Below are 19,706 nucleotides of genomic sequence, written 5' to 3' on the forward strand. Positions count from 1 at the left end.
AAGGGATTTTTGCTGATAAATAATTTTTATTTAAATATTTAAGAGAAATGTATTATCTTTGCACCATTCGATCATTCACATATTGAAAATGTTATCAAGAAAGGTTGAGGGACAGACCCTGTGAAACCTTAGCAACCCTTTGCGCAAGCGAAGAAGGTGCTACGTTCTACCAAATAATTTTATTTTGGACAGATAACTTACTGAAGTTCTTTTCAGCCATTTCTCATGGCATTTTCAAATTGTATTATCAAAAAGTATAATAGAATTGAAAACAGAACTGCAACATATTAATTTCCCGTATCAAACCGATTCCCAAAAGGAATACGATATCTCATTAAGCTATCAGCTTTTTGGGAAACACCTGTTTTCTGCACCCATCATTTTAGTCAATCATGCATTAACCGGAAATTCAAACGTGGCCGGAGAAAAGGGTTGGTGGAAACAGTTGATTGGTGAAAATCAGGTAATTGATACCAATAAATATACAGTACTTTGTTTCAATATTCCCGGAAACGGATATGATGATTTTTTAATTGACGACTGGTCAGATTTCACGCCTTCAGACATAGCAAATATTTTTCTGAAAGGTCTTGAAATTTTACATATTAAAAACCTTTACGCCATAATCGGAGGCTCGCTGGGAGGTGGAATTGGCTGGGAAATGCTGGCTAAAAATCCAGATTTGGCAGAGCTTTTTATTCCGATTGCCTGTGATTCTAAAACCCATGATTGGTTACACGCCCAATGTCTGGTTCAGAAATTTTTATTAAACGGAAATGATGAGCCACTGCAGAAAGCAAGAATTCATGCGATGCTGTGCTACAGAACACCTCAATCTTTAAACGATAGATTTCAAAATACATTCAATCTTGAAAAACAAAAGTTAGAATCGGAAGACTGGCTGGATTATCATGGGAAATCTCTTGCCGAAAGATTTAGTTTAAAATCTTATCAGTTGATGAACCATTTGCTGATGAACATTAATGTTAACGATAAAGATTTAGGTAAAATAAAAGCACGAATGCACATGATCTCTGTAGATACCGATCTTTTTTTTCCGGCTTCTGAAATCCGAATGTGTTTTAATAGACTGAAAGCTGAAAAAGACGATGTTTTCTACCACGAGATCAAATCAATTCATGGGCACGACGCCTTTTTAATGGAATACGAACAGTTAAATTATATCATAAAAAATATTTTGTAGATGAAAGCGAATGCAAACGAAATAAAATTTTTTAAAAACAGATCAATCATCAAATTTGAAGGAGCAGATTTCTTAGGCGAAATCGGGATTGACGGAAGGGTTTTTAAGGCGCTTACCCTGGCGCGAATCAGTGTGGGAGTAATTTCTCAGCAGGCCGTTGAGAACGGATTGTCAATTCTTGTACACGAAGAAGACTCTGAAAAAGCAGTAACCTGCCTAATCGAGGAGTTTGCTCCTGAAAGAAAATCAGGAAAAGTTTCTCAGATTTACAGCATCAACAATGTGTCTGTCATTGGTTTTGTGGCAGATGATTTAAATAAAATACTTTCAGAACTGGCAAGAAACAATGTTTTCCCGTTGCTTTTGAATCAAAACTCAAGCGAGAAGCGTATCAATATTGTGGTGACTTCTTCTCAGGATGAGAAAACTAAAAACATCATTGAATCGGAAATTTTCAAGAAACCAAAAACAGTTCACCTGGCCATAATCGGTCACGGAAACGTTGGGAAAACGTTAATCGAGCAGGTTTTGCATTCTTCCGAAGAAATTAAAAGAAGGAAAAACATTCACCTGAAAGTCGTGGCAGTAGCCAATTCCAGAAAAATTGCTTTCAATAAAAAAGGATTTGATAACACATGGAGCGATGAGGTTTTTGCAGCTGAAAAATCTTCAAATGTTGAGGAATTAATCAATTTCTCAAAAGAAAATCAGCTCGAAAACCTGATTGTTGTAGATAACACAGCAAGTGTAGACTTCGTTAAAAACTATCAGGCTTTGGCTGAGAATGGATTTGATTTGGTTTCATCCAACAAAATTTTCAATACACTTCCGATTGAAGAATACCGTAAACTAAGATATACGTTGAACAAAAATAACAAACGTTATCTTTACGAAACCAATGTGGGTGCAGGTTTACCGCTAATTGATACAATTAAATTACTACACCTTTCAGGAGAAAATATTACCAGAATTAAAGGGGTTTTCTCTGGAACATTGAGTTATGTTTTCAATAATTTTTCTCTGCGCGATGATAAATTTTCAACCATCGTTAATGAAGCATTAGAAAAAGGCTTCACAGAACCGGATCCGAGAGAAGATTTATCAGGAAACGATGTTGCCAGAAAACTGTTGATTTTGGCGAGAGAATTAGATTTAATTAATGAATTCAGTGATATCAATATTCAAAACTTAGTTCCTGAAGCACTGCTTTCAGTTTCAAAACAGGAATTCCTTTCAAGACTGGAAGAACTGGATGAAGAATACGACAAAATCAAGAAAAATCAGGAGCCGAATCATGTTTTAAGATATGTTGGTGACCTGCATGGAGATTTACAGAAAGAAAAAGGTGAGCTGGATGTGAAATTAATTTCTGTTCCTGCAACTTCAGCTTTAGGACAACTGAAAGGTTCAGACTCAATTTTTGAAATCTATACCGAAAGTTATGGTGAAAACCCAATCGTCATCATGGGAGCCGGAGCCGGAGCAAAAGTGACTGCCCGCGGTGTTTTTGGTGATATTTTAAGATTGAGTGAAACGAAGTAGGTTTTGTAAAAAGTATAAAGTAGAAATGTAAAAAGTCCCAACGGGACGATTTAATTAAGGATAGGATGCAATCCTATTAGTCAAAATTAGATAAAATGGAAAACGAAAATTTCGAAACCTTCGCAATAAGAACTCAAACAGAAAGAACTCAGTTTGATGAGCATTCTACGCCTTTGTATCTTACATCAAGCTTTATTTTTGAGGATGCAGAAGATATGAGAGCGAGTTTTGCTGAGGAGAAATCAAAAAATCTGTACAGCAGGTTTTCAAATCCGAACGTCACAGAATTTACAGATAAAATTGTAAAAATGGAAGGCGCAGAAGCTGGGTACGCATTTGCCACCGGAATGGCTGCAATTTACTCTACCTTTGCAACATTGCTGAATGCGGGAGATCATATCGTGAGCTGTCAGTCGGTTTTCGGATCTACGCATACATTGTTCACAAAATATTTCCCAAAATGGAATATTGAAACGACTTATTTCAAAGCCGAAGATTCTGAAAATGTAGAAAATTACATCAGGCCCAATACAAAAATTCTGTATCTGGAAACACCTACCAATCCGGCCATAGAAATTTTAGACTTAGAATATTTTGGTCAGATTGCCAAAAAACATAATCTTATTTTCATTGTAGACAATTGTTTTGCGACGCCTTATCTTCAGCAGCCAATCAAATACGGAGCTGATCTGGTTGTTCATTCTGCGACGAAACTTATTGACGGTCAGGGTCGTGTTTTGGGTGGAGTAGCGGTCGGTAGAGAAGATTTAATCAGAGAAATTTATCTTTTTGCCAGAAATACAGGTCCAGCCATGTCGCCATTCAACGCCTGGGTTTTATCAAAAAGCCTGGAAACGCTTGCGATCCGTGTAGAAAGACATTGCGAAAACGCTTTCAAGGTCGCCGAGTTTTTAGAAAATCATCCGAATGTTGAATTGGTAAAATATCCTTTTTTAAAATCGCATCCGAGCTATGAGATTGCCAAAAAACAAATGAAATTGGGTGGAAACGTCGTTGCTTTCGAAATCAAAGGCGGTATTGAAGGGGGCAGAAACTTTTTAGATAAAATAAAAATGTGCTCGCTTTCTGCCAATCTGGGCGATACCCGAACGATTGTGACGCATCCTGCATCCACAACGCACTCCAAGCTGTCTGATGAGGAGAGAAATGAAGTGGGAATCACCGCAGGCTTAGTTCGCTGCTCGGTAGGTCTGGAAAATGTGGATGATATTATTGCAGATTTGAAGCAGGCGTTGGGGTGAAATTGTTTAGTTTGCTTGCACTGAGCGGGCAAAATCAACAGCCTGTTGTGAAGCCACAGCAAAAGAGAATGTATTAGTAATAAGCTTTGAAGGGCTACATTACTATCTTTGTAACAAATTCCAGTTCATCACAAATGAAGATTGTATTTGTGAAAGTATGAAGATGAGAATAGGAAGTGTGGATTAACCCTGAAAGGGCAAAATCAACAGCCTGTGGTGAAGCCACAGGAATAAGAATATATTATTACAAAGCCCTGAAAGGGCATCATCACTTTAAGATAAATAAAAAAAATATGTCACAATCTTTAAGCAAAATTTATGTCCATATTATTTTTAGTGTCAAAAATAGAGAGCCTTTAATTCAAGACACAATTAAAGAAGAGCTTTTTAATTATCTGGGCGGTATTTGTAAAAACTTAGAGTGTTACCCAATTCAGGTTGGAGGTTACAGAGATCATGTTCATATACTCTGCATTCTTTCAAAAAAAGTACCACTGGTGAAATTATTAGAAGATATTAAATCTTCATCTTCAAAATGGATAAAAACAAAAGGTGAAATGTTTTCTAATTTCTACTGGCAGAGTGGTTATGGAGCATTTTCTGTAAATCCAACAGAAATTGAAGTAGTAAAAAATTATATTATAAATCAAGAAGAACATCACAGAACAAAAAGTTTTCAGGATGAGTACCGAGCTTTTATAAAAAAATATGATGTTCAATATAATGAAGAATATGTTTGGGATTAGTGATGTCGCCCTTTCAGGGCTTTATTGAATCTCAAGAATTTTCACATTGGGCTGCACCCAATGCTAATGATAAAGCCCTTTCAGGGCTTTGCAAAATAAATAATTAAAAAAATGAAAAATTCAGCACAACTATACAAAGCCCTTTCCGAGAGAATCCTAATTCTTGATGGAGCAATGGGAACCATGCTTCAGCGTTACAAATTTGAAGAAGAGGATTACCGCGGCGAACGTTTCAAAGACTGGGAACATCCTGTAAAAGGAAATAATGACTTGCTTTCTCTGACGCAGCCTCACGCAATCGAGGAAGTTCACAGAAAATATCTGGACGCCGGCGCCGATATTCTGGAAACCAACACATTTTCCGGAACAACCATCGCAATGGCAGATTATCACATGGAAGATCTGGTGTACGAACTCAACTACGAATCTGCAAAAATTGCCAGAAAAGTTTGTGATGAGTTTACGGCTCAAAATCCTGATAAACCGAGATTTGTGGCTGGCTCTATCGGACCGACCAACAGAACAGCAAGTTTAAGTCCGGACGTCAACGATCCGGGTTACCGTGCAATTACTTTTGAAGACTTGAGACTGGCCTACAAACAACAGTCAGAAGCATTGTTGGACGGTGGGTCAGATATTCTTTTAGTAGAAACAATTTTCGATACACTGAATGCAAAAGCAGCATTATTTGCCATCGACGAAATTCAGGAAGAGAGAGGAATCGAAATTCCAATCATGGTATCGGGAACGATTACAGATGCCTCAGGAAGAACGTTGAGCGGACAAACCGCTGAAGCATTTTTGATCTCAGTCTCGCATTTGAATTTACTGAGTGTTGGATTCAACTGTGCCTTGGGAGCCAATCAGTTAACGCCATATTTGGAAACATTGGCGCACAATTCAGAATTCCACGTTTCGGCTTATCCAAATGCGGGTCTTCCGAATGCTTTCGGGCAGTACGATGAATCTCCGGATCAGATGGCTGCTCAGATTAAAGAATATGTAGAAAAAGGACTGATCAATATCATCGGTGGATGCTGTGGTACAACGCCGGAACACATCAAAGCCATTGCTGACTTGGTGGACAAATACGAGCCGAGAAAAGTGAAGGATTTTGTATGATTTTTGATTGTTGAAAATTTAGAACGAGTATAAAAACTTTTTTTAAATCCAAATCAACGATCTTATGGAAAAGCCATTTTACCTTAAAAATCCCGACGATACCAAACTGTTTAATGAATTAAGAAAAAGAGTGAACCAGCGCGTAGAAACACTTCCCCAAAACAGAGATGTTTACATTCAGATCAAAGCCATTATTTTGCCTTTGGTCTATTTTGGTTTGTATGTGTTTGCGCTTTTCAATGCAGATCGGCCTTGGGTTTATATTTCGAGTTTTGTTTTGATGGGGATTTCTCTGGTTTTAATTTATTTAAATTTAATTCACGAAGCGGCGCACAACAATATCTTTAAAAATAAAAAACTTAACAGTCTCGTTTTGCAGATTTTCGATCTCGTTGGAGCCAATTCCTACATCTGGAAGAAGCGGCACATCGCAGCGCATCACGCCTACCCGAACGTTGATGGCTGGGATACCGACATCGAGCAGAGCGGACTTTTACTGATCGTTCCATGGATTAAGGCTAAAGGAATTCAGAAATTCCAACATTTCTTTTTCTTTTTGGTGTATCCTTTATATTTGTTCAACTGGATGTTTATCAGAGACTTCAGAGATTTTTTTGATAAGGAAAGAGTGATTTTAAAAACACAGGGGAAAATTCCGGTTTCGGAAAAAATTAAAATGATCAGTTTCAAATTATTTTACTTTTTCTATCAGATTGCCGTTCCGGTTTTATTTTTTAAAGTTTCGATAGGTCTGGCTTTGGGTGCCTGGTTTTTACAGGTGATTGCAGCGAGTGTTTTTGCGCTTTTTGTTCTGTTGCCGCTGCATCCGCTGCCAGACAATGCTTTTCCTAAACTGGATGAGAAAAACGGACTTCCGTTCAGCTGGATCCGTCATCAGCTTGAGGTGACCAATGATTTAGAAGAAAACAACTGGTTCGTGAGAAACGTTTTGGGAAATTTCAACTTTCACGTTGCCCATCATCTTTTTCCGAACTACAGCTATATGTATTATAATGAAATCACAGAGGAGATTGAGCAGTTCGCCAAAGAAAATAATCTGGGTTACAAACGATTTCCAATTTTTACCGCTTTGGGCAAACATGTCGATTTGCTGAAGCAAAATGCGAACAACGCCTATTTTATTTTAGAAGAATAAATGGGTTAAAATAAAAAAGCTGAATACTAAGTACAGTTGATGATAAAGAACTGAGTGTGCTTTTAAAAGGTTAAGGTTTTGTAAAACTCAAAACAGTAAGCATTTAAAAAACTTAATGAACTTAGTGTTCAAAATGATGATTAAAAAATTTAAATTAAAAACAAATCAATTTAGCGATTCCAAATATTGGTAAACTGAACTGATCAATTGTTAGATTAAAAAAAACATGAAATATTTAAGATTGTCAGGGCTTGAGCCACTGATTATTACTCCGGAATCAAATTTTATCAACGTTGGTGAAAGGACCAATGTTGCCGGATCTAAAAAGTTTTTAAGATTAATAAAAGAAGAGAAATTTTCTGAAGCCTTAGATATCGCGAGAGATCAGGTAGATGGCGGTGCTCAGATCCTTGACGTGAATTTTGATGACGGTTTGATCGACGGAAAAGCTTCCATGATCAAATTCCTAAACCTGATTGGTTCCGAACCGGATATTTCCAAAATTCCAATCATGGTCGATTCTTCCAAATGGGAAATTCTGGAAGCCGGTTTACAGGTTGTTCAGGGGAAATGTGTGGTGAATTCCATCAGTTTGAAGGAAGGAAAAGAAGAGTTCGTTAAGCACGCCAAAGCCATCAAAAGATACGGAGCTGCGGTAATCGTCATGGCATTCGATGAGGTCGGACAAGCTGATAATTACGAAAGAAGACTTGAAATTACCAAACGTTCCTACGATATTTTGGTGGATGAGGTTAAATTTCCTGCTGAAGATATTATTTTCGATTTAAATATATTTCCGGTTGCAACGGGAATGGATGAACACCGTCGCAACGCAATCGATTTCATTGAAGCAACCCGTTGGGTAAGACAAAACCTTCCGTACGCCTCGGTGAGTGGAGGTGTTTCCAATGTTTCGTTCTCGTTCCGTGGAAATGATACGGTGCGTGAAGCGATGCACTCGGTTTTCCTTTATCATGCGATTCAGGCTGGGATGAACATCGGTATTGTAAATCCGGCAATGCTTGAGGTTTATGATGAAATCAATAAAGAACTTTTAGAACTCGTTGAAGATGTAATTCTCGACAAAAGAGAAGATGCTACCGAGCGGCTTTTAGATTATTCTGAACGGAATAAATCGGTTAAAAAAGAAAAAGTAGAAGAACTCGAATGGCGTACTCATCCTTTGCAGGACAGAATTACGCATTCTTTGGTTAAAGGAATCGACCGTTTCATCGAAGAAGATGTTGAGGAAGCCAGATTACATTCTGAAAGGCCACTCCACGTCATAGAAGTTAATCTGATGACCGGAATGGGCGTTGTCGGAGATTTATTCGGAAGCGGAAAAATGTTTCTTCCACAGGTAGTAAAGTCAGCAAGGGTAATGAAGAAAGCTGTAGCTTATCTGCAGCCATTCATCGAAGCCGAAAAAGATGTGGCTCAGAAACCTAATGGAAAAATTTTGATGGCAACCGTAAAAGGCGACGTTCACGATATCGGAAAAAATATTGTGAGTGTGGTTTTGGGTTGTAATAATTATGATATTGTCGATTTGGGCGTGATGGTTCCTGCCGAGAAAATTATTCAGGCAGCCATTGATCACAACGTGGATGTTATTGGTCTGAGTGGATTGATCACGCCAAGTTTGGATGAAATGGTCTACATCGCCTCAGAACTGGAAAGACAAAACCTAAATTTCCCTTTATTAATCGGTGGTGCAACAACTTCGAAAGCACACACTGCTGTAAAGATTGATTTAAAATATAAAAATGCTGTCGTTCACGTAAATGATGCTTCCAGAGCGGTAAACGTGGTAAGCTCATTGCTTGGAGACCGAAATAAAGAATATGTGGATGATCTGAAAAGTGATTATTCAGATTTCAGAGAAAAATTCCTGAACAGACAGGTTGATAAAAACTATGTTTCCATTGAAGATGCCCGAAAAGATAAGTTTAAAATCGATTGGGAAAATGAAGAAATTTTCACTCCCAATAATTTAGGAATTCAGGTTTTTGAAAATCAGGATTTGGAAGAATTAATACCGTTCATCGACTGGTCACCATTTTTCAGAAGCTGGGATCTCCACGGAAAGTATCCGAATATTTTTGATGATGAGGTTGTAGGCGAGCAGGCAAAAGAATTATTTGCAGACGGACAGAAGATACTGAAGAAAATTGTTGATGAAAAACTATTGGTTGCCAAAGCAATCTTCGGAATTTTCAAAGCTAATTCAAACGATACGGATGACATTTTGATTTATGATGAAAATAATCAGGAAAAAGTCAAGTTTTTAACGCTGAGACAGCAGGTTCAGAAATCAAAAGGTAAAGATTATATCGCATTAAGCGACTTTATTGCTCCAAAAAGTTCAGGAAAGACCGACTACATGGGCGCTTTCTGCGTTTGTACAGGTTTTGGAACGGATGAACTGTCGGATCAGTATGAAAAAGACAACGACGATTACAACGCCATCATGGTAAAAGCCATCGCCGACCGTTTTGCGGAAGCTTACGCAGAATTTTTGCATAAAAAAGTACGTACGGAATATTGGGGTTATGCCAATCAGGAAAATTTGAGCAACGAAGATTTAATTGCCGAAAAATATAAAGGAATTCGTCCTGCCCCTGGTTATCCCGCCTGTCCGGACCATTTGGAGAAACATGCGATTTGGGATTTGCTGAAGGTGGAAGAAGAAATCGGTGTTTATCTTACTGAAAGTTTGGCAATGTTCCCTACAGCAGCTGTTTCCGGATATTATTTTGGAAGTCCGCACGCCAAATATTTTGGTTTGGGAAAAATTTCAGAAGATCAGTTGAAAGAATATTCGCAAAGGAAAGGAATTTCTTTACAGGAAGCCAGAAAATGGCTGAACCCGAATTTGGCAGATGGAATTTAAAATGAAAAAACTTTTTTCTTTTATAATTTTTATGATCTATAGTTTTGCTCTTGCGCAGAACTGTAAATATCAGCTTACAATTAATTCAGAAAATTTAAAAGAGACAGGAAAATTCAAATTAACTATTAAAAACACAGACTCTCAATCTTTCAAAATTCCGAAAAAAATTAATTTGTGTAATATGAGATTAATTGATTTGGAAATTTTTAATGAAGACACTCAGTCTTTTGAAAAAATGAATTTAGCCAAAAAAGATATTGATTGTTTTACTTATAAGGATAAAGATTTTAAGCTTAAACCAAACAAGAATTATGTATATGAGGTTAATATCAAATCTGATTTTGAAGTGATGCAAAGCACGAAATTTTTTGAAGTTTTTAATGACAGGAAATACAGATTTAAAATTTCTTTTTCTCTCGATACATACGCTCATTGCGGAGAATCAAACAATGTTGTCACTAACTGGATATACAAAAATTAAACTACTACTATAATAAATGAAAATCACAGACCACATAAAAAACGCCAACGGCAAAACTCTATTCTCCTTAGAGGTTGTTCCGCCTCAAAAGGGAATCGGGATTGAAGATTTATATAAAAATATCGACCCGTTGATGGAATTTAAACCTCCATTTATCGACGTGACGACTTCAAGAGAAGAATATATTTACATCGACAAAGGAAACGGTTTGATGGAACGCCGTATCACGAGAATGCGTCCCGGAACTTTGGGAATTTGTGCGGCAATTCAGCATAAATACAATGTAGATACCGTTCCACACTTGCTTTGCGGAGGTTTTACCAAAGAAGAAACAGAATATCTTTTGGTAGACTGTATGTATTTGGGAATCGACAATATTATGGCGCTTCGTGGCGATGCGATGAAAGGTCACCAATATTTTGAAGCCACTCCAGGTGGTCACGCCAGTGCTATGGATTTGGTGAATCAGATCAACAATTTGGGAAGAGGTAAGTATCTTCACGACGATCAGGCTTGCGATGAGCACAACAAATTCTGTATCGGAGTTGCCGGTTATCCCGAAAAACACATGGAAGCTCCATCAATGAATTACGATCTAAAATGGCTCAAGCAAAAAGTAGATGCCGGCGCAGATTATATTGTGACCCAAATGTTTTTTGACAATAAAAAGTACATCGAATTTGTAACCAAAGCCCGTGAAATGGGAATCACCGTTCCTATCATTCCGGGAATTAAACCGATTGCTACTAAAAAACATTTAAAATTACTGCCACAGGTTTTCAAGATTGATTTGCCTGAAGACCTAATTAATGCTGTGGAAAGTGCGAAAAACAATGAAGCTGTAAAACAAATCGGCGTGGAATGGGCCATAAGCCAATGCAAGGAATTGCTTGATTTTGGCGTTCCCGTACTTCATTTTTACTCGATGGGTAAAAGTGATAATATTAAAAAAGTGGCTGGAGAGCTATTTTAAATAGTTAATAAAAGTGAAAAGATAAGGCTTCAGAAATTTTCTGAAGCCTTATTGTTTATATTCTGTCTGATATTGAATCATTTGATCAAAAACACTTTTCGTTGTCGGTTTTGAAGAATTGGTATTAAAAATAAACATTCCGCTGTCGATATTAAAAAAGTATTTTTTTGTATCATCACTCACCGAAAACCATTTCAACAGACCATTGACCAGATTGATATCTTCCCATCTTATTGACGATTCATCCAGATTAAACGTATGCGGATTCTGATGTAAAGTGTCTCTGAAAATGATCTTACGGTCTTCAATATAAATCATTCCGCTTCCCTGAAACGCTTTCAGTTTAAAGAACTCATTTTGCGTATTTCCCATATTGTACCGTACAAAAGCACGATATTCCGGAGTACCAATTTCATCCAGGAGAATTTTCTGTTTTTTCTTTCTGCTTTGTGCCGCCAAGTATGCAACCAAAAAAATAATTGCAGGAATAGACAACAGAAAAATGAAAAATAAGATAACAACAAAAACTAATGGTTCCATGATTTGATTTTTTTAAATTTTAAACTGTCGGATGCTTTTCAAACTCTTTGTTGCGGTCAAATAAATATCGGTAGGTTGCCAGTTTTCTTGTAACTTCAGTCTCCAGATGTTTTGCCAGCCCCAGCATTTTAGGGTTAAAATCCCCGATCCACTGCATTTCAAAATCTAAAAATTCCGTAGCAACTCTGAAGTGATTGGCCGCTTCCACAATCAAATAACCTTCCACGCCTTTATTCTGCCATTCAGGAACCACTCCGAAGATCAGTCCGACAAACTTGGTGTTGGTTTTTGTGGCTTTGTAATATAAAAATTTCAGTTTATCTAAAAATCCGAATTTTCCGTTCAAATATTTAAACCATTGGTTCAAATCCGGAATGTTGATCCACATTGCAATCGGTTTGTTGTTTTCATATGCAAACCACGCAATGTGCTCATTCATTACTGGTTTCATTTTATCAAACATTTTTTTGACTTCCTTTAAATTCATCTGCTTACCGCCTCCATGGCTTTCCCACGTTTTGTTGTAAAGTTCAAAAAAATCCTGGGCAAACTTATCCATGTTCGCTTTAGTCACTGGCTTTGAAGAAAAATTTTCGTTTTTAGAATGCTTTGCGTGCATCAGGTTGAAAATTCTTGAAGTAGGAGCATGTGCTTTTCTGCTGAAACACAACATATCGTAATACACCTGAAATCCATAATTCTCAAAAAGATCTTTATAATATGGGAAATTATAGTTCATTCCGTACAAAGGTGGAGTAAAACCATCTATTAAAACACCCCAGAATTTATCCCGTTCTCCAAAATTTATAGGGCCATCCATAGCTTCCATTCCGATTTCCTTAAGCCAGTTTTTACAGAAATCAAAAATGAAATTTGCTGTTTCCTGATCATTAATACAATCAAAGAAACCAATTCCACCGGTTGGTTGATCCTGAAGATAAAGTTGATGATTGAATACGGCAACTTTTCCTACTGTATCGCCATTTTTATTTAAAAATAAAAAACGCTTGCAGACACCGTTGTCAAAAAACTTGTTTTTCTGCGGATCAAAAACGAACTCAATATCTTTATCTAATGGTCGAATATACGCTTCATCATTCTTGTAAAGTCTCGCGGGAAACTCCAAAAATTCTCTCTTTTGTGCGTTATTCAGTACTTCTTCTGCAATGACCATATTTTTTATCGGCTTTAGATGGGAAAGGTAATTCAATTTAGGTTTAAATTAAAATATAGAATTAATTTTATCCGTATTTTTGTTGCAAAATAAATAAAAATGGTTGATTTTACCGATAACGATGATGATATTTTCACAGGGAAAGAGCATACGCCGATTCGTGAAGATGCCTTTGAGAAATCGCCACAGGAAAAAATAGAAAAAATTACTGAACTTTTTGGAGAAATCATGGAAACACTTGGTCTTGATATGACCGATGATTCATTAAAAGATTCTCCCAAAAGAGTTGCAAAAATGTATGTCAATGAAATTTTCGGTGGATTACTTCCTGAAAACAAACCCGGAATTTCTACATTTTCAAACAAATACAAATACCGCCAGATGTTGGTGGAAAAAGACATCACAGTTTACTCATTCTGCGAGCATCACTTTCTGCCAATAATCGGAAGAGCACACGTTGCGTATATTTCAAGTGGTGACGTAATCGGACTTTCAAAAATCAACAGAATTGTTGATTACTATGCGAAAAGACCACAGGTTCAGGAGAGACTGACGATGCAGATTGTTGATGCCCTAAAAGATGCTTTAGGAACTCAGAATGTTGCCTGCATTATCGATGCAAAACACCTGTGCGTAAACTGCAGAGGAATAAAGGATACTGCAAGTTCAACCATTACTGCGGAATTGAGCGGAATTTTCAGAACCAATCCGATTACCAGACAGGAATTTCTGCATTATGTAGGAAGCCACGCGAAACTGGATTATTAGAAGTATAGAAATGATTAAATTTAAAAAAGTTTTAAACCAGATTTTCATCACAACCATTATTTGTTGTGGCTAATTTGTAATGAATTAATTTCAAATTTCAAACCTCAAATTTCAAATCAAATAATGCAATTAAAAATATACAATTCGCTCACAGCGGAAAAAGAAATATTCACACCAATCCACGAAAATAATGTCGGGATGTATGTTTGTGGACCAACGGTTTACAGCAATGTGCACTTGGGAAATGTGCGTACCTTTCTTTCTTTCGATTTTATATACCGAAGCTTAATGCATTTGGGATATAAAGTTCGTTACGTAAGAAATATTACTGATGCAGGCCACCTTACCGACGATGGAGACGTCAATAACGACCGTTTTGTGAAGCAAACGCGTCTTGAAAAACTGGAACCCATGGAAATTGTTCAAAAGTACACGGTCGATTTTCACAAAGTTCTTGAAATGTTTAATCTTCTTCCTCCGAACATTGAGCCGACAGCAACAGGTCACATCGTTGAACAGATCGAACTGACTCAGAAATTAATCGAAAAAGGTTTTGCTTACGAAAGCAACGGTTCGGTTTACTTTGATGTTTTACAATACAACAAAAGAGGTCTGAATTACGGTGAACTTTCAAAACGAAATATAGAAGAACTTTTTGCCAACACCAGAGATCTTGACGGACAGGGCGAAAAGAAAAACCCACAGGATTTTGCCTTGTGGAAAAAAGCTTCTCCTGCTCACATCATGCGTTGGAATTCTCCCTGGGGAGAAGGTTTTCCTGGATGGCACCTTGAATGTACTGCAATGAGTACGAAATATCTGGGCGACAAATTCGATATCCACGGAGGTGGAATGGATTTAAAATTCCCTCACCACGAATGTGAAATCGCACAGGGAAAAGCCTGCAACGATGTAGAACCGGTAAACTACTGGATGCACGCCAACATGCTGACCATGAATTCACAGCGTATGAGCAAGTCGACCGGAAATTATATATTACCTAAACAGTTGGTTTCAGGTGAAAACGATTTCTTCGAAAAACCTTTTCATCCTACAATCGTTCGTTTCTGCTTTCTTCAGGCGCATTACAGAAGTGTTTTGGATATTTCTAATGATGCGATGATTGCCAGCGAAAAAGGATTTACAAGAATGATGGAGGCGGTAAAAGTTTTAAATTCAATTACACCAAACGATCAGAAAGAATCTGGTTTTATTCTCAAAGAATGGAAAACCAAAGCGTATGATGCTCTGACAGACGATTTCAACTCTCCGGTTTTGATTGCGCATTTATTTGAAGCCGTGAAATTTATCTTTGCATTAAAAGAGGAAAAAGAAACAGTTTCCACCGAAGATTTAGCAGATTTAAAATCGACTTTAAATGCTTTGATATTCGACGTTTTGGGACTTCAGAATATTGAAGAAAATAATAATGAAAAGCTGGATCAGACATTACAGGTTTTAATTGAACTGAGAAATCAGGCCAGAAAATCTAAAAACTTTGAACTTTCAGATCAGATCAGAGATAAACTATTGGCTGAAGGAATCGAACTGAAAGACGGAAGAGACGGAACTTCCTATGTTTTAAACTAGAGAAACGTTTTTCAACTTATATATCTCGCAGATTTTACAGATTAGGTAGATTTTTAAATACAATCGTCTACTAAATCCGTAAAATCTGCGAGATTTTTTTTTCTTAATTGAGATTTAAATTTTACCAATAAATTTTCGAAAGCAAATCAAAAAATGTTTAACTTAGTAAGACTAAAACAATTACAAATAAAATATTTCTTATATGAAAAAACATTTATTCCCTATTATTCTATTATTACTTGGAAATACCATCAATGCACAGCAAGACATTTTTGCATTGGCAGGTAAAGATTCTCCAAGAATTGAATTCAGCGATTTCCGTGCGATGAATGCAGACGGAACTTCCGGTCAAAGTATTTTTGGAGTTTCTTCAGAAGCGAAAATAATTTCACAATCTAGAAAAGCTTCTGTTGTGGAAGATAAAACTTCCTACAATCATGCTCAGTCTATGACTTTGGCAGCTTTGGCCTATGATTCTTCTGGTGATAATTTGGTTTATATGCCGATGTTTTCGTCAAACATCTATGTTTTAAATCAAAAAACAAAAGAAATCACTTTAGTTGAAAATACGGTTGCACGAGTGACCTCATGTGATATTAATTCTCATATCACGAGAATGACGACTGGCTATGATCGAAATATCTATGCGATCAATAATTCAGGAACACAGTTTCTTCAGATCAGTAAAAAGAATAATCAGTATGTTGTAAACGATCTCGGAATTATAAAAGACGATGCTGCAAACGGTAAGAATTCTTTTACGTCAATTGAAAGCGGTTTTGGTGGTGATATGATTGCTGATGCAGAGAATAATTTTTATGTTTTTGCAACGTCAGGAAACGTATTTAAGGTTTCAACTAAAGAATTAATTGCAAAATTTATAGGTAAAATCTCAGGCCTTACTGAAAATTATTCTGTAAACGGAGCTGCAGTAAATTCTAAAGGTAAAGTTGTGATTGCGAGTGCAAAAGGAGCTTCGATGTATGAGTTGAGTCTTGAAAATTTAGAAGCAAAACAGCTTTCAGGAGAGAGCAATCTGCATATTTATGATTTGGCAAGTAAATATTTTGTCAATGACAGAACATCTTCTGCGAATGTTTTTGCTAATTTGGATGTTTATCCAACGAAAGTTGATGAGCATTTTATTTATTTAAATGTAAACGACAAAACATTAAAAGGAAACATTAAATTAAACATTTTTGATATTTCAGGAAAGGCTGTATTAGCACAAAAATTATCAATAAAAGATGGTAATTTAAATCAACAGATTTATCTTAAAAATTTGGTTGCAGGTTCATATATTGTGAATATTACAGATGATTCTGGAAAAGCTTTGTTGAATAAAAAAATTCTCGTAACAAAATAATTTAGATTTTTTCTCTGATTCACTGAACCTTTTTTCAAGCTTGAGAAAAGGTTTTTTTAATGAATATTTGACATTGCAACCGTTTGTATTTCAATTTTAAAACCTTATTTTTATCAAAAAAATATATAGATGAAATTATATTTTAATGTTGGCTATCATACAAAGCCGGGTGAAAATCTGCAGTTGGTCATTGATGAAAATGAAAGTAACTCCCAGATTCATAAAATGTTTTATACCGAAGATGGATTTTGGAAATGTGAAGTTGATTACTTTTCAAAATCAATTTCTTACAGATATCAGCTTGTTGATGATAAAAATTCTGTTTTAAGAGAAGAATTTGTTTCGCATAATCTTAATTTTCCACACAATTACAAAGAGTTTTTAGTTTTTGACGAGTGGAATAATAAGAATTTTCCTGAAAATTATCTTAATAATAAAGTTCTTTATAATAAGCTTAATCAATTTGCATCTCAGAAACTTACGGTGCTAAAAAAACATACGCATCTGTTCAGAATTGAAGCTCCGGTTTACAATCCTGATTGGGAAATTGTGATATTCGGAAATGTAGCTTCACTTGGAAATTGGGATGGTGAGAAAGCAATTCATTTATCTCAGACCGATTTTGGAATTTGGGAAACCTCTGTTGAGATTGCTGAAAATCAATTGATTCACTATAAATATGCGATTTTTGATAAAGTACAGGGGAAATTAATTGATGTAGAACCGGGTGACAATAGATATACTATTCCTAATCTTCAGAAAGATGTTCTCCAGATTTCTGCCGATCATTATTTTAAATTCAGATCTTACCAAATGTATCATGCTGCAGGAGTTGCTGTTCCTGTTTTCTCTTTGAGAAGCGAAAATGGTTTTGGAGTAGGTGAATTTTCTGATCTCAAAAAACTGGCAGACTGGGCAAAAGAAACTTCTTTAGGCATCATTCAGATTTTACCGATCAATGATACGACAGCAAACTATTCGTGGACAGATTCTTATCCTTACGCAGCAGTTTCTGTGTACGCTTTGCATCCGCAATATATTTCTATTGATAGTCTTGATTTTAAACTACCTAAAGAATTAGTTGAAGAATATGTAACCGAAAAAGCAGAATTAAATTCATTAGATCTTATCGATTACGAAAAGATGATTTCGGGAAAATGGAAGTATCTGAAAGCGATTTTCAATACTGAAAAAGAGAAAATCTACAAAGATAGAAACTTCAAGAAATTCATTAAAGATAATGAATCATGGCTTCTTCCTTACTCCGCTTTCTGTGTTTTGAGAGATAAATACAAAACTCCAAACTTTAATGAGTGGAAGACACACAAGAAATATATTGCCGGAAAAATATCTCCTTTTTTCTCCGCTAAAAGTAAAGATTATGAGGCTTCGATGCTTCATGCATGGGTACAGTTTCAGCTTCATAAACAACTAAAAGACGCTGTCGACTATATTCATAGTTTAGGAGTTTCTTTAAAAGGAGATCTGCCAATTGGTATTTACAGACATTCTGTAGAAGCCTGGACAGAACCGGAATTATTCGGAATGGATTTTCAGGCTGGAGCACCACCTGATCAGTTTACAGAACTAGGACAAAACTGGGAATTCCCAACCTATAACTGGGAAGCGATGAAAGCAGATGATTATCAATGGTGGAAAAACAGATTCAAAGCATTAGAACAATATTTTGATGCAATGAGGATCGATCATATCCTTGGATTTTTCAGAATCTGGAGAATGCCCATTTCTGCTACTCAAGGTATTTTAGGTTATTTTTACCCTGCAGTTCCTATTGTTTTGGAAGAATTTAAGGCAAGACATATTCCATTTAATTTTGACAGATATTGCAAACCGTTTATCAATGATCTGATTCTCTGGAACTATTTCGGAGAGCAAAGCAATAAGGCTTTAGATTTTTTAAATAATCATTTTGATGGAACTTATAGTTTCAAAGAAGAATTTGATACCCAGAGAAAACTTTCAGATTATTTCAAGAAAAAGCCAGCGGGTTCTATTGAAGATCAGTTGATCGCTCTTTGTGCCAATGTTTTATTTTTAACAGAAGAACGAGATGGGCAAACCGTTTATCATCCGAGATTCAATGCTTTCAAAACAGAATCTTACAAATATCTTTCTGATTGGGAGAAGAAAGCAATCTACGAATTGTATCACGATTATTTCTTTAAGAGACAAGATTATCTGTGGCGTGAAAAAGCAATGGAAAAACTTCCGGTGATTTTAAATGCAACAAAAATGTTGATTTGTGGTGAAGATTTGGGAATGGTTCCTGATTGTGTTCCTGATGTTATGAATGAATTGGCAATTATTGCATTAAAAGTTCAGAGAATGCCTTCTGAACAGATTCCTTTTTACAATCCTAAAAACGCAGGTTATATGAATGTTGTGACTGCATCATCACACGATAGCTCTACATTGAGACAATGGTGGAAAGAAGATCCGCAACTTACGCAGCAGTATTTTAACCAACAATTGATGCAATACGGAAGAGTTTCAGATCAATTAGAACCTCATTTGGCAGAAATTATCATGAAGCAACATTTGTACAATGATGCAATGTTGGCTGTTTTTCCGCTTCAGGAATTTTTGGCTACTGACGAAAAATTGACAAATCCTGTGATGGACAATGAAAGGATTAATAATCCTGCAGTGTTTCCACACTATTGGCGATACAGAATGCATTTAAATGTTGAAAATTTAAAGGAAAATTCAGAGTTTAATCAAAAAATTTCAAATTGGGTCAAAGACAGTGGTCGATCTTAATGAAAATAATTATATTGATTATCAGTTAATTAAAAATATTATGAAAGAAGTTTTACCTTAAGGTTTAACTTCTTTTTTTTCTTTACATCAAAAAGACAAGAATGAGAG

At 36.2% G+C, this 19,706-nt stretch carries 15 protein-coding genes and 1 riboswitch; of the genes, 13 read left to right on the forward strand and 2 right to left on the reverse strand.

The genetic code is table 11. From position 1 onward, the window contains the following. The first annotated feature begins 88 nt into the window (after positions 1-88). Positions 89-199: riboswitch (SAM riboswitch) on the forward strand. A gap of 66 nt (positions 200-265) precedes the next feature. The 9 genes from NZ698_RS17875 to metF all read left to right on the forward strand — a co-directional run bounded on the left by NZ698_RS17875 (position 266) and on the right by metF (position 11,379). Continuing rightward, complete coding sequence (locus NZ698_RS17875) at positions 266-1,204, forward strand: alpha/beta fold hydrolase (protein WP_263004610.1); 939 nt, start codon at positions 266-268, stop codon at positions 1,202-1,204. Then, positions 1,205-2,746 carry an ACT domain-containing protein gene (locus NZ698_RS17880; RefSeq protein ID WP_263004611.1) on the forward strand — a complete coding sequence of 514 codons (1,542 nt, stop codon included), beginning with the start codon at positions 1,205-1,207 and terminating at the stop codon, positions 2,744-2,746. It begins immediately after the preceding gene. Positions 2,747-2,841: 95 nt separating this feature from the next. Beyond that, on the forward strand, positions 2,842-4,008 hold the full coding sequence (locus tag NZ698_RS17885; protein WP_263004612.1) for an O-succinylhomoserine sulfhydrylase: 1,167 nt from the start codon (positions 2,842-2,844) through the stop codon (positions 4,006-4,008). Positions 4,009-4,184: 176 nt separating this feature from the next. Next, the gene (gene tnpA / locus NZ698_RS17890; protein WP_263004613.1) at positions 4,185-4,754 is read left to right on the forward strand and encodes an IS200/IS605 family transposase; all 570 of its coding nucleotides are present in this window, start codon (positions 4,185-4,187) and stop codon (positions 4,752-4,754) included. Between the two features lie 111 nt (positions 4,755-4,865). After that, entirely contained in the window at positions 4,866-5,876 is a 1,011-nt protein-coding gene (locus NZ698_RS17895) for a homocysteine S-methyltransferase family protein (protein ID WP_263004614.1), read from the forward strand. A gap of 64 nt (positions 5,877-5,940) precedes the next feature. Further along, the gene (locus tag NZ698_RS17900; RefSeq protein WP_263004615.1) at positions 5,941-7,032 is read left to right on the forward strand and encodes a fatty acid desaturase family protein; all 1,092 of its coding nucleotides are present in this window, start codon (positions 5,941-5,943) and stop codon (positions 7,030-7,032) included. Between the two features lie 226 nt (positions 7,033-7,258). After that, positions 7,259-9,925: a methionine synthase gene (gene metH / locus NZ698_RS17905; protein WP_263004616.1), complete on the forward strand. Its 2,667-nt coding sequence runs from the start codon at positions 7,259-7,261 to the stop codon at positions 9,923-9,925. Positions 9,926-10,106: 181 nt separating this feature from the next. Further along, positions 10,107-10,406 carry a hypothetical protein gene (locus NZ698_RS17910; RefSeq protein ID WP_263004617.1) on the forward strand — a complete coding sequence of 100 codons (300 nt, stop codon included), beginning with the start codon at positions 10,107-10,109 and terminating at the stop codon, positions 10,404-10,406. 16 nt (positions 10,407-10,422) lie between these two features. Continuing rightward, positions 10,423-11,379 carry a methylenetetrahydrofolate reductase [NAD(P)H] gene (gene metF / locus NZ698_RS17915; protein ID WP_263004618.1) on the forward strand — a complete coding sequence of 319 codons (957 nt, stop codon included), beginning with the start codon at positions 10,423-10,425 and terminating at the stop codon, positions 11,377-11,379. Positions 11,380-11,427: 48 nt separating this feature from the next. Here metF and NZ698_RS17920 read toward each other — a convergent pair whose 3' ends face one another. Together NZ698_RS17920 and NZ698_RS17925 are read right to left on the reverse strand one after the other, a co-directional pair. Continuing rightward, on the reverse strand, positions 11,428-11,919 hold the full coding sequence (locus tag NZ698_RS17920) for a hypothetical protein (protein WP_263004619.1): 492 nt from the start codon (positions 11,917-11,919) through the stop codon (positions 11,428-11,430). A 19-nt stretch (positions 11,920-11,938) separates the two neighbouring features. After that, on the reverse strand, positions 11,939-13,129 hold the full coding sequence (locus NZ698_RS17925; protein ID WP_368407666.1) for a hypothetical protein: 1,191 nt from the start codon (positions 13,127-13,129) through the stop codon (positions 11,939-11,941). 63 nt (positions 13,130-13,192) lie between these two features. Between NZ698_RS17925 and folE the strand changes: the two genes are divergently transcribed. From folE to NZ698_RS17945, 4 genes are all read left to right on the forward strand, one after another. Beyond that, positions 13,193-13,861, forward strand: a complete 669-nt coding sequence (folE, locus tag NZ698_RS17930) for a GTP cyclohydrolase I FolE (RefSeq protein ID WP_056076172.1) — start codon at positions 13,193-13,195, stop codon at positions 13,859-13,861. A gap of 123 nt (positions 13,862-13,984) precedes the next feature. Further along, a complete protein-coding gene (gene cysS, locus NZ698_RS17935) occupies positions 13,985-15,451 on the forward strand; it encodes a cysteine--tRNA ligase (RefSeq protein WP_263004620.1) in 1,467 nt (488 codons plus the stop codon). Between the two features lie 202 nt (positions 15,452-15,653). Then, on the forward strand, positions 15,654-16,817 hold the full coding sequence (locus NZ698_RS17940; RefSeq protein WP_263004621.1) for a T9SS type A sorting domain-containing protein: 1,164 nt from the start codon (positions 15,654-15,656) through the stop codon (positions 16,815-16,817). Positions 16,818-16,946: 129 nt separating this feature from the next. Continuing rightward, entirely contained in the window at positions 16,947-19,598 is a 2,652-nt protein-coding gene (locus tag NZ698_RS17945; protein ID WP_263004622.1) for a 4-alpha-glucanotransferase, read from the forward strand. Positions 19,599-19,706 lie beyond the last annotated feature (108 nt).

The organism is Chryseobacterium edaphi (assembly GCF_025628985.1).
Lineage (GTDB): Bacteria > Bacteroidota > Bacteroidia > Flavobacteriales > Weeksellaceae > Chryseobacterium > Chryseobacterium edaphi.

Bases quoted from the DNA above. Each gene is read 5' to 3' on its own strand.
- NZ698_RS17885 (WP_263004612.1), top strand. From the start codon at position 2,842: ATGGAAAACGAAAATTTCGAAACCTTCGCAATAAGAACTCAAACAGAA.
- NZ698_RS17910 (WP_263004617.1), top strand. From the start codon at position 10,107: ATGAGATTAATTGATTTGGAAATTTTTAATGAAGACACTCAGTCTTTT.
- NZ698_RS17895 (WP_263004614.1), top strand. From the start codon at position 4,866: ATGAAAAATTCAGCACAACTATACAAAGCCCTTTCCGAGAGAATCCTA.
- cysS (WP_263004620.1), top strand. From the start codon at position 13,985: ATGCAATTAAAAATATACAATTCGCTCACAGCGGAAAAAGAAATATTC.
- metF (WP_263004618.1), top strand. From the start codon at position 10,423: ATGAAAATCACAGACCACATAAAAAACGCCAACGGCAAAACTCTATTC.
- NZ698_RS17920 (WP_263004619.1), bottom strand. From the start codon at position 11,919: ATGGAACCATTAGTTTTTGTTGTTATCTTATTTTTCATTTTTCTGTTG.
- folE (WP_056076172.1), top strand. From the start codon at position 13,193: ATGGTTGATTTTACCGATAACGATGATGATATTTTCACAGGGAAAGAG.
- metH (WP_263004616.1), top strand. From the start codon at position 7,259: ATGAAATATTTAAGATTGTCAGGGCTTGAGCCACTGATTATTACTCCG.
- NZ698_RS17940 (WP_263004621.1), top strand. From the start codon at position 15,654: ATGAAAAAACATTTATTCCCTATTATTCTATTATTACTTGGAAATACC.
- NZ698_RS17945 (WP_263004622.1), top strand. From the start codon at position 16,947: ATGAAATTATATTTTAATGTTGGCTATCATACAAAGCCGGGTGAAAAT.
- NZ698_RS17880 (WP_263004611.1), top strand. From the start codon at position 1,205: ATGAAAGCGAATGCAAACGAAATAAAATTTTTTAAAAACAGATCAATC.
- NZ698_RS17900 (WP_263004615.1), top strand. From the start codon at position 5,941: ATGGAAAAGCCATTTTACCTTAAAAATCCCGACGATACCAAACTGTTT.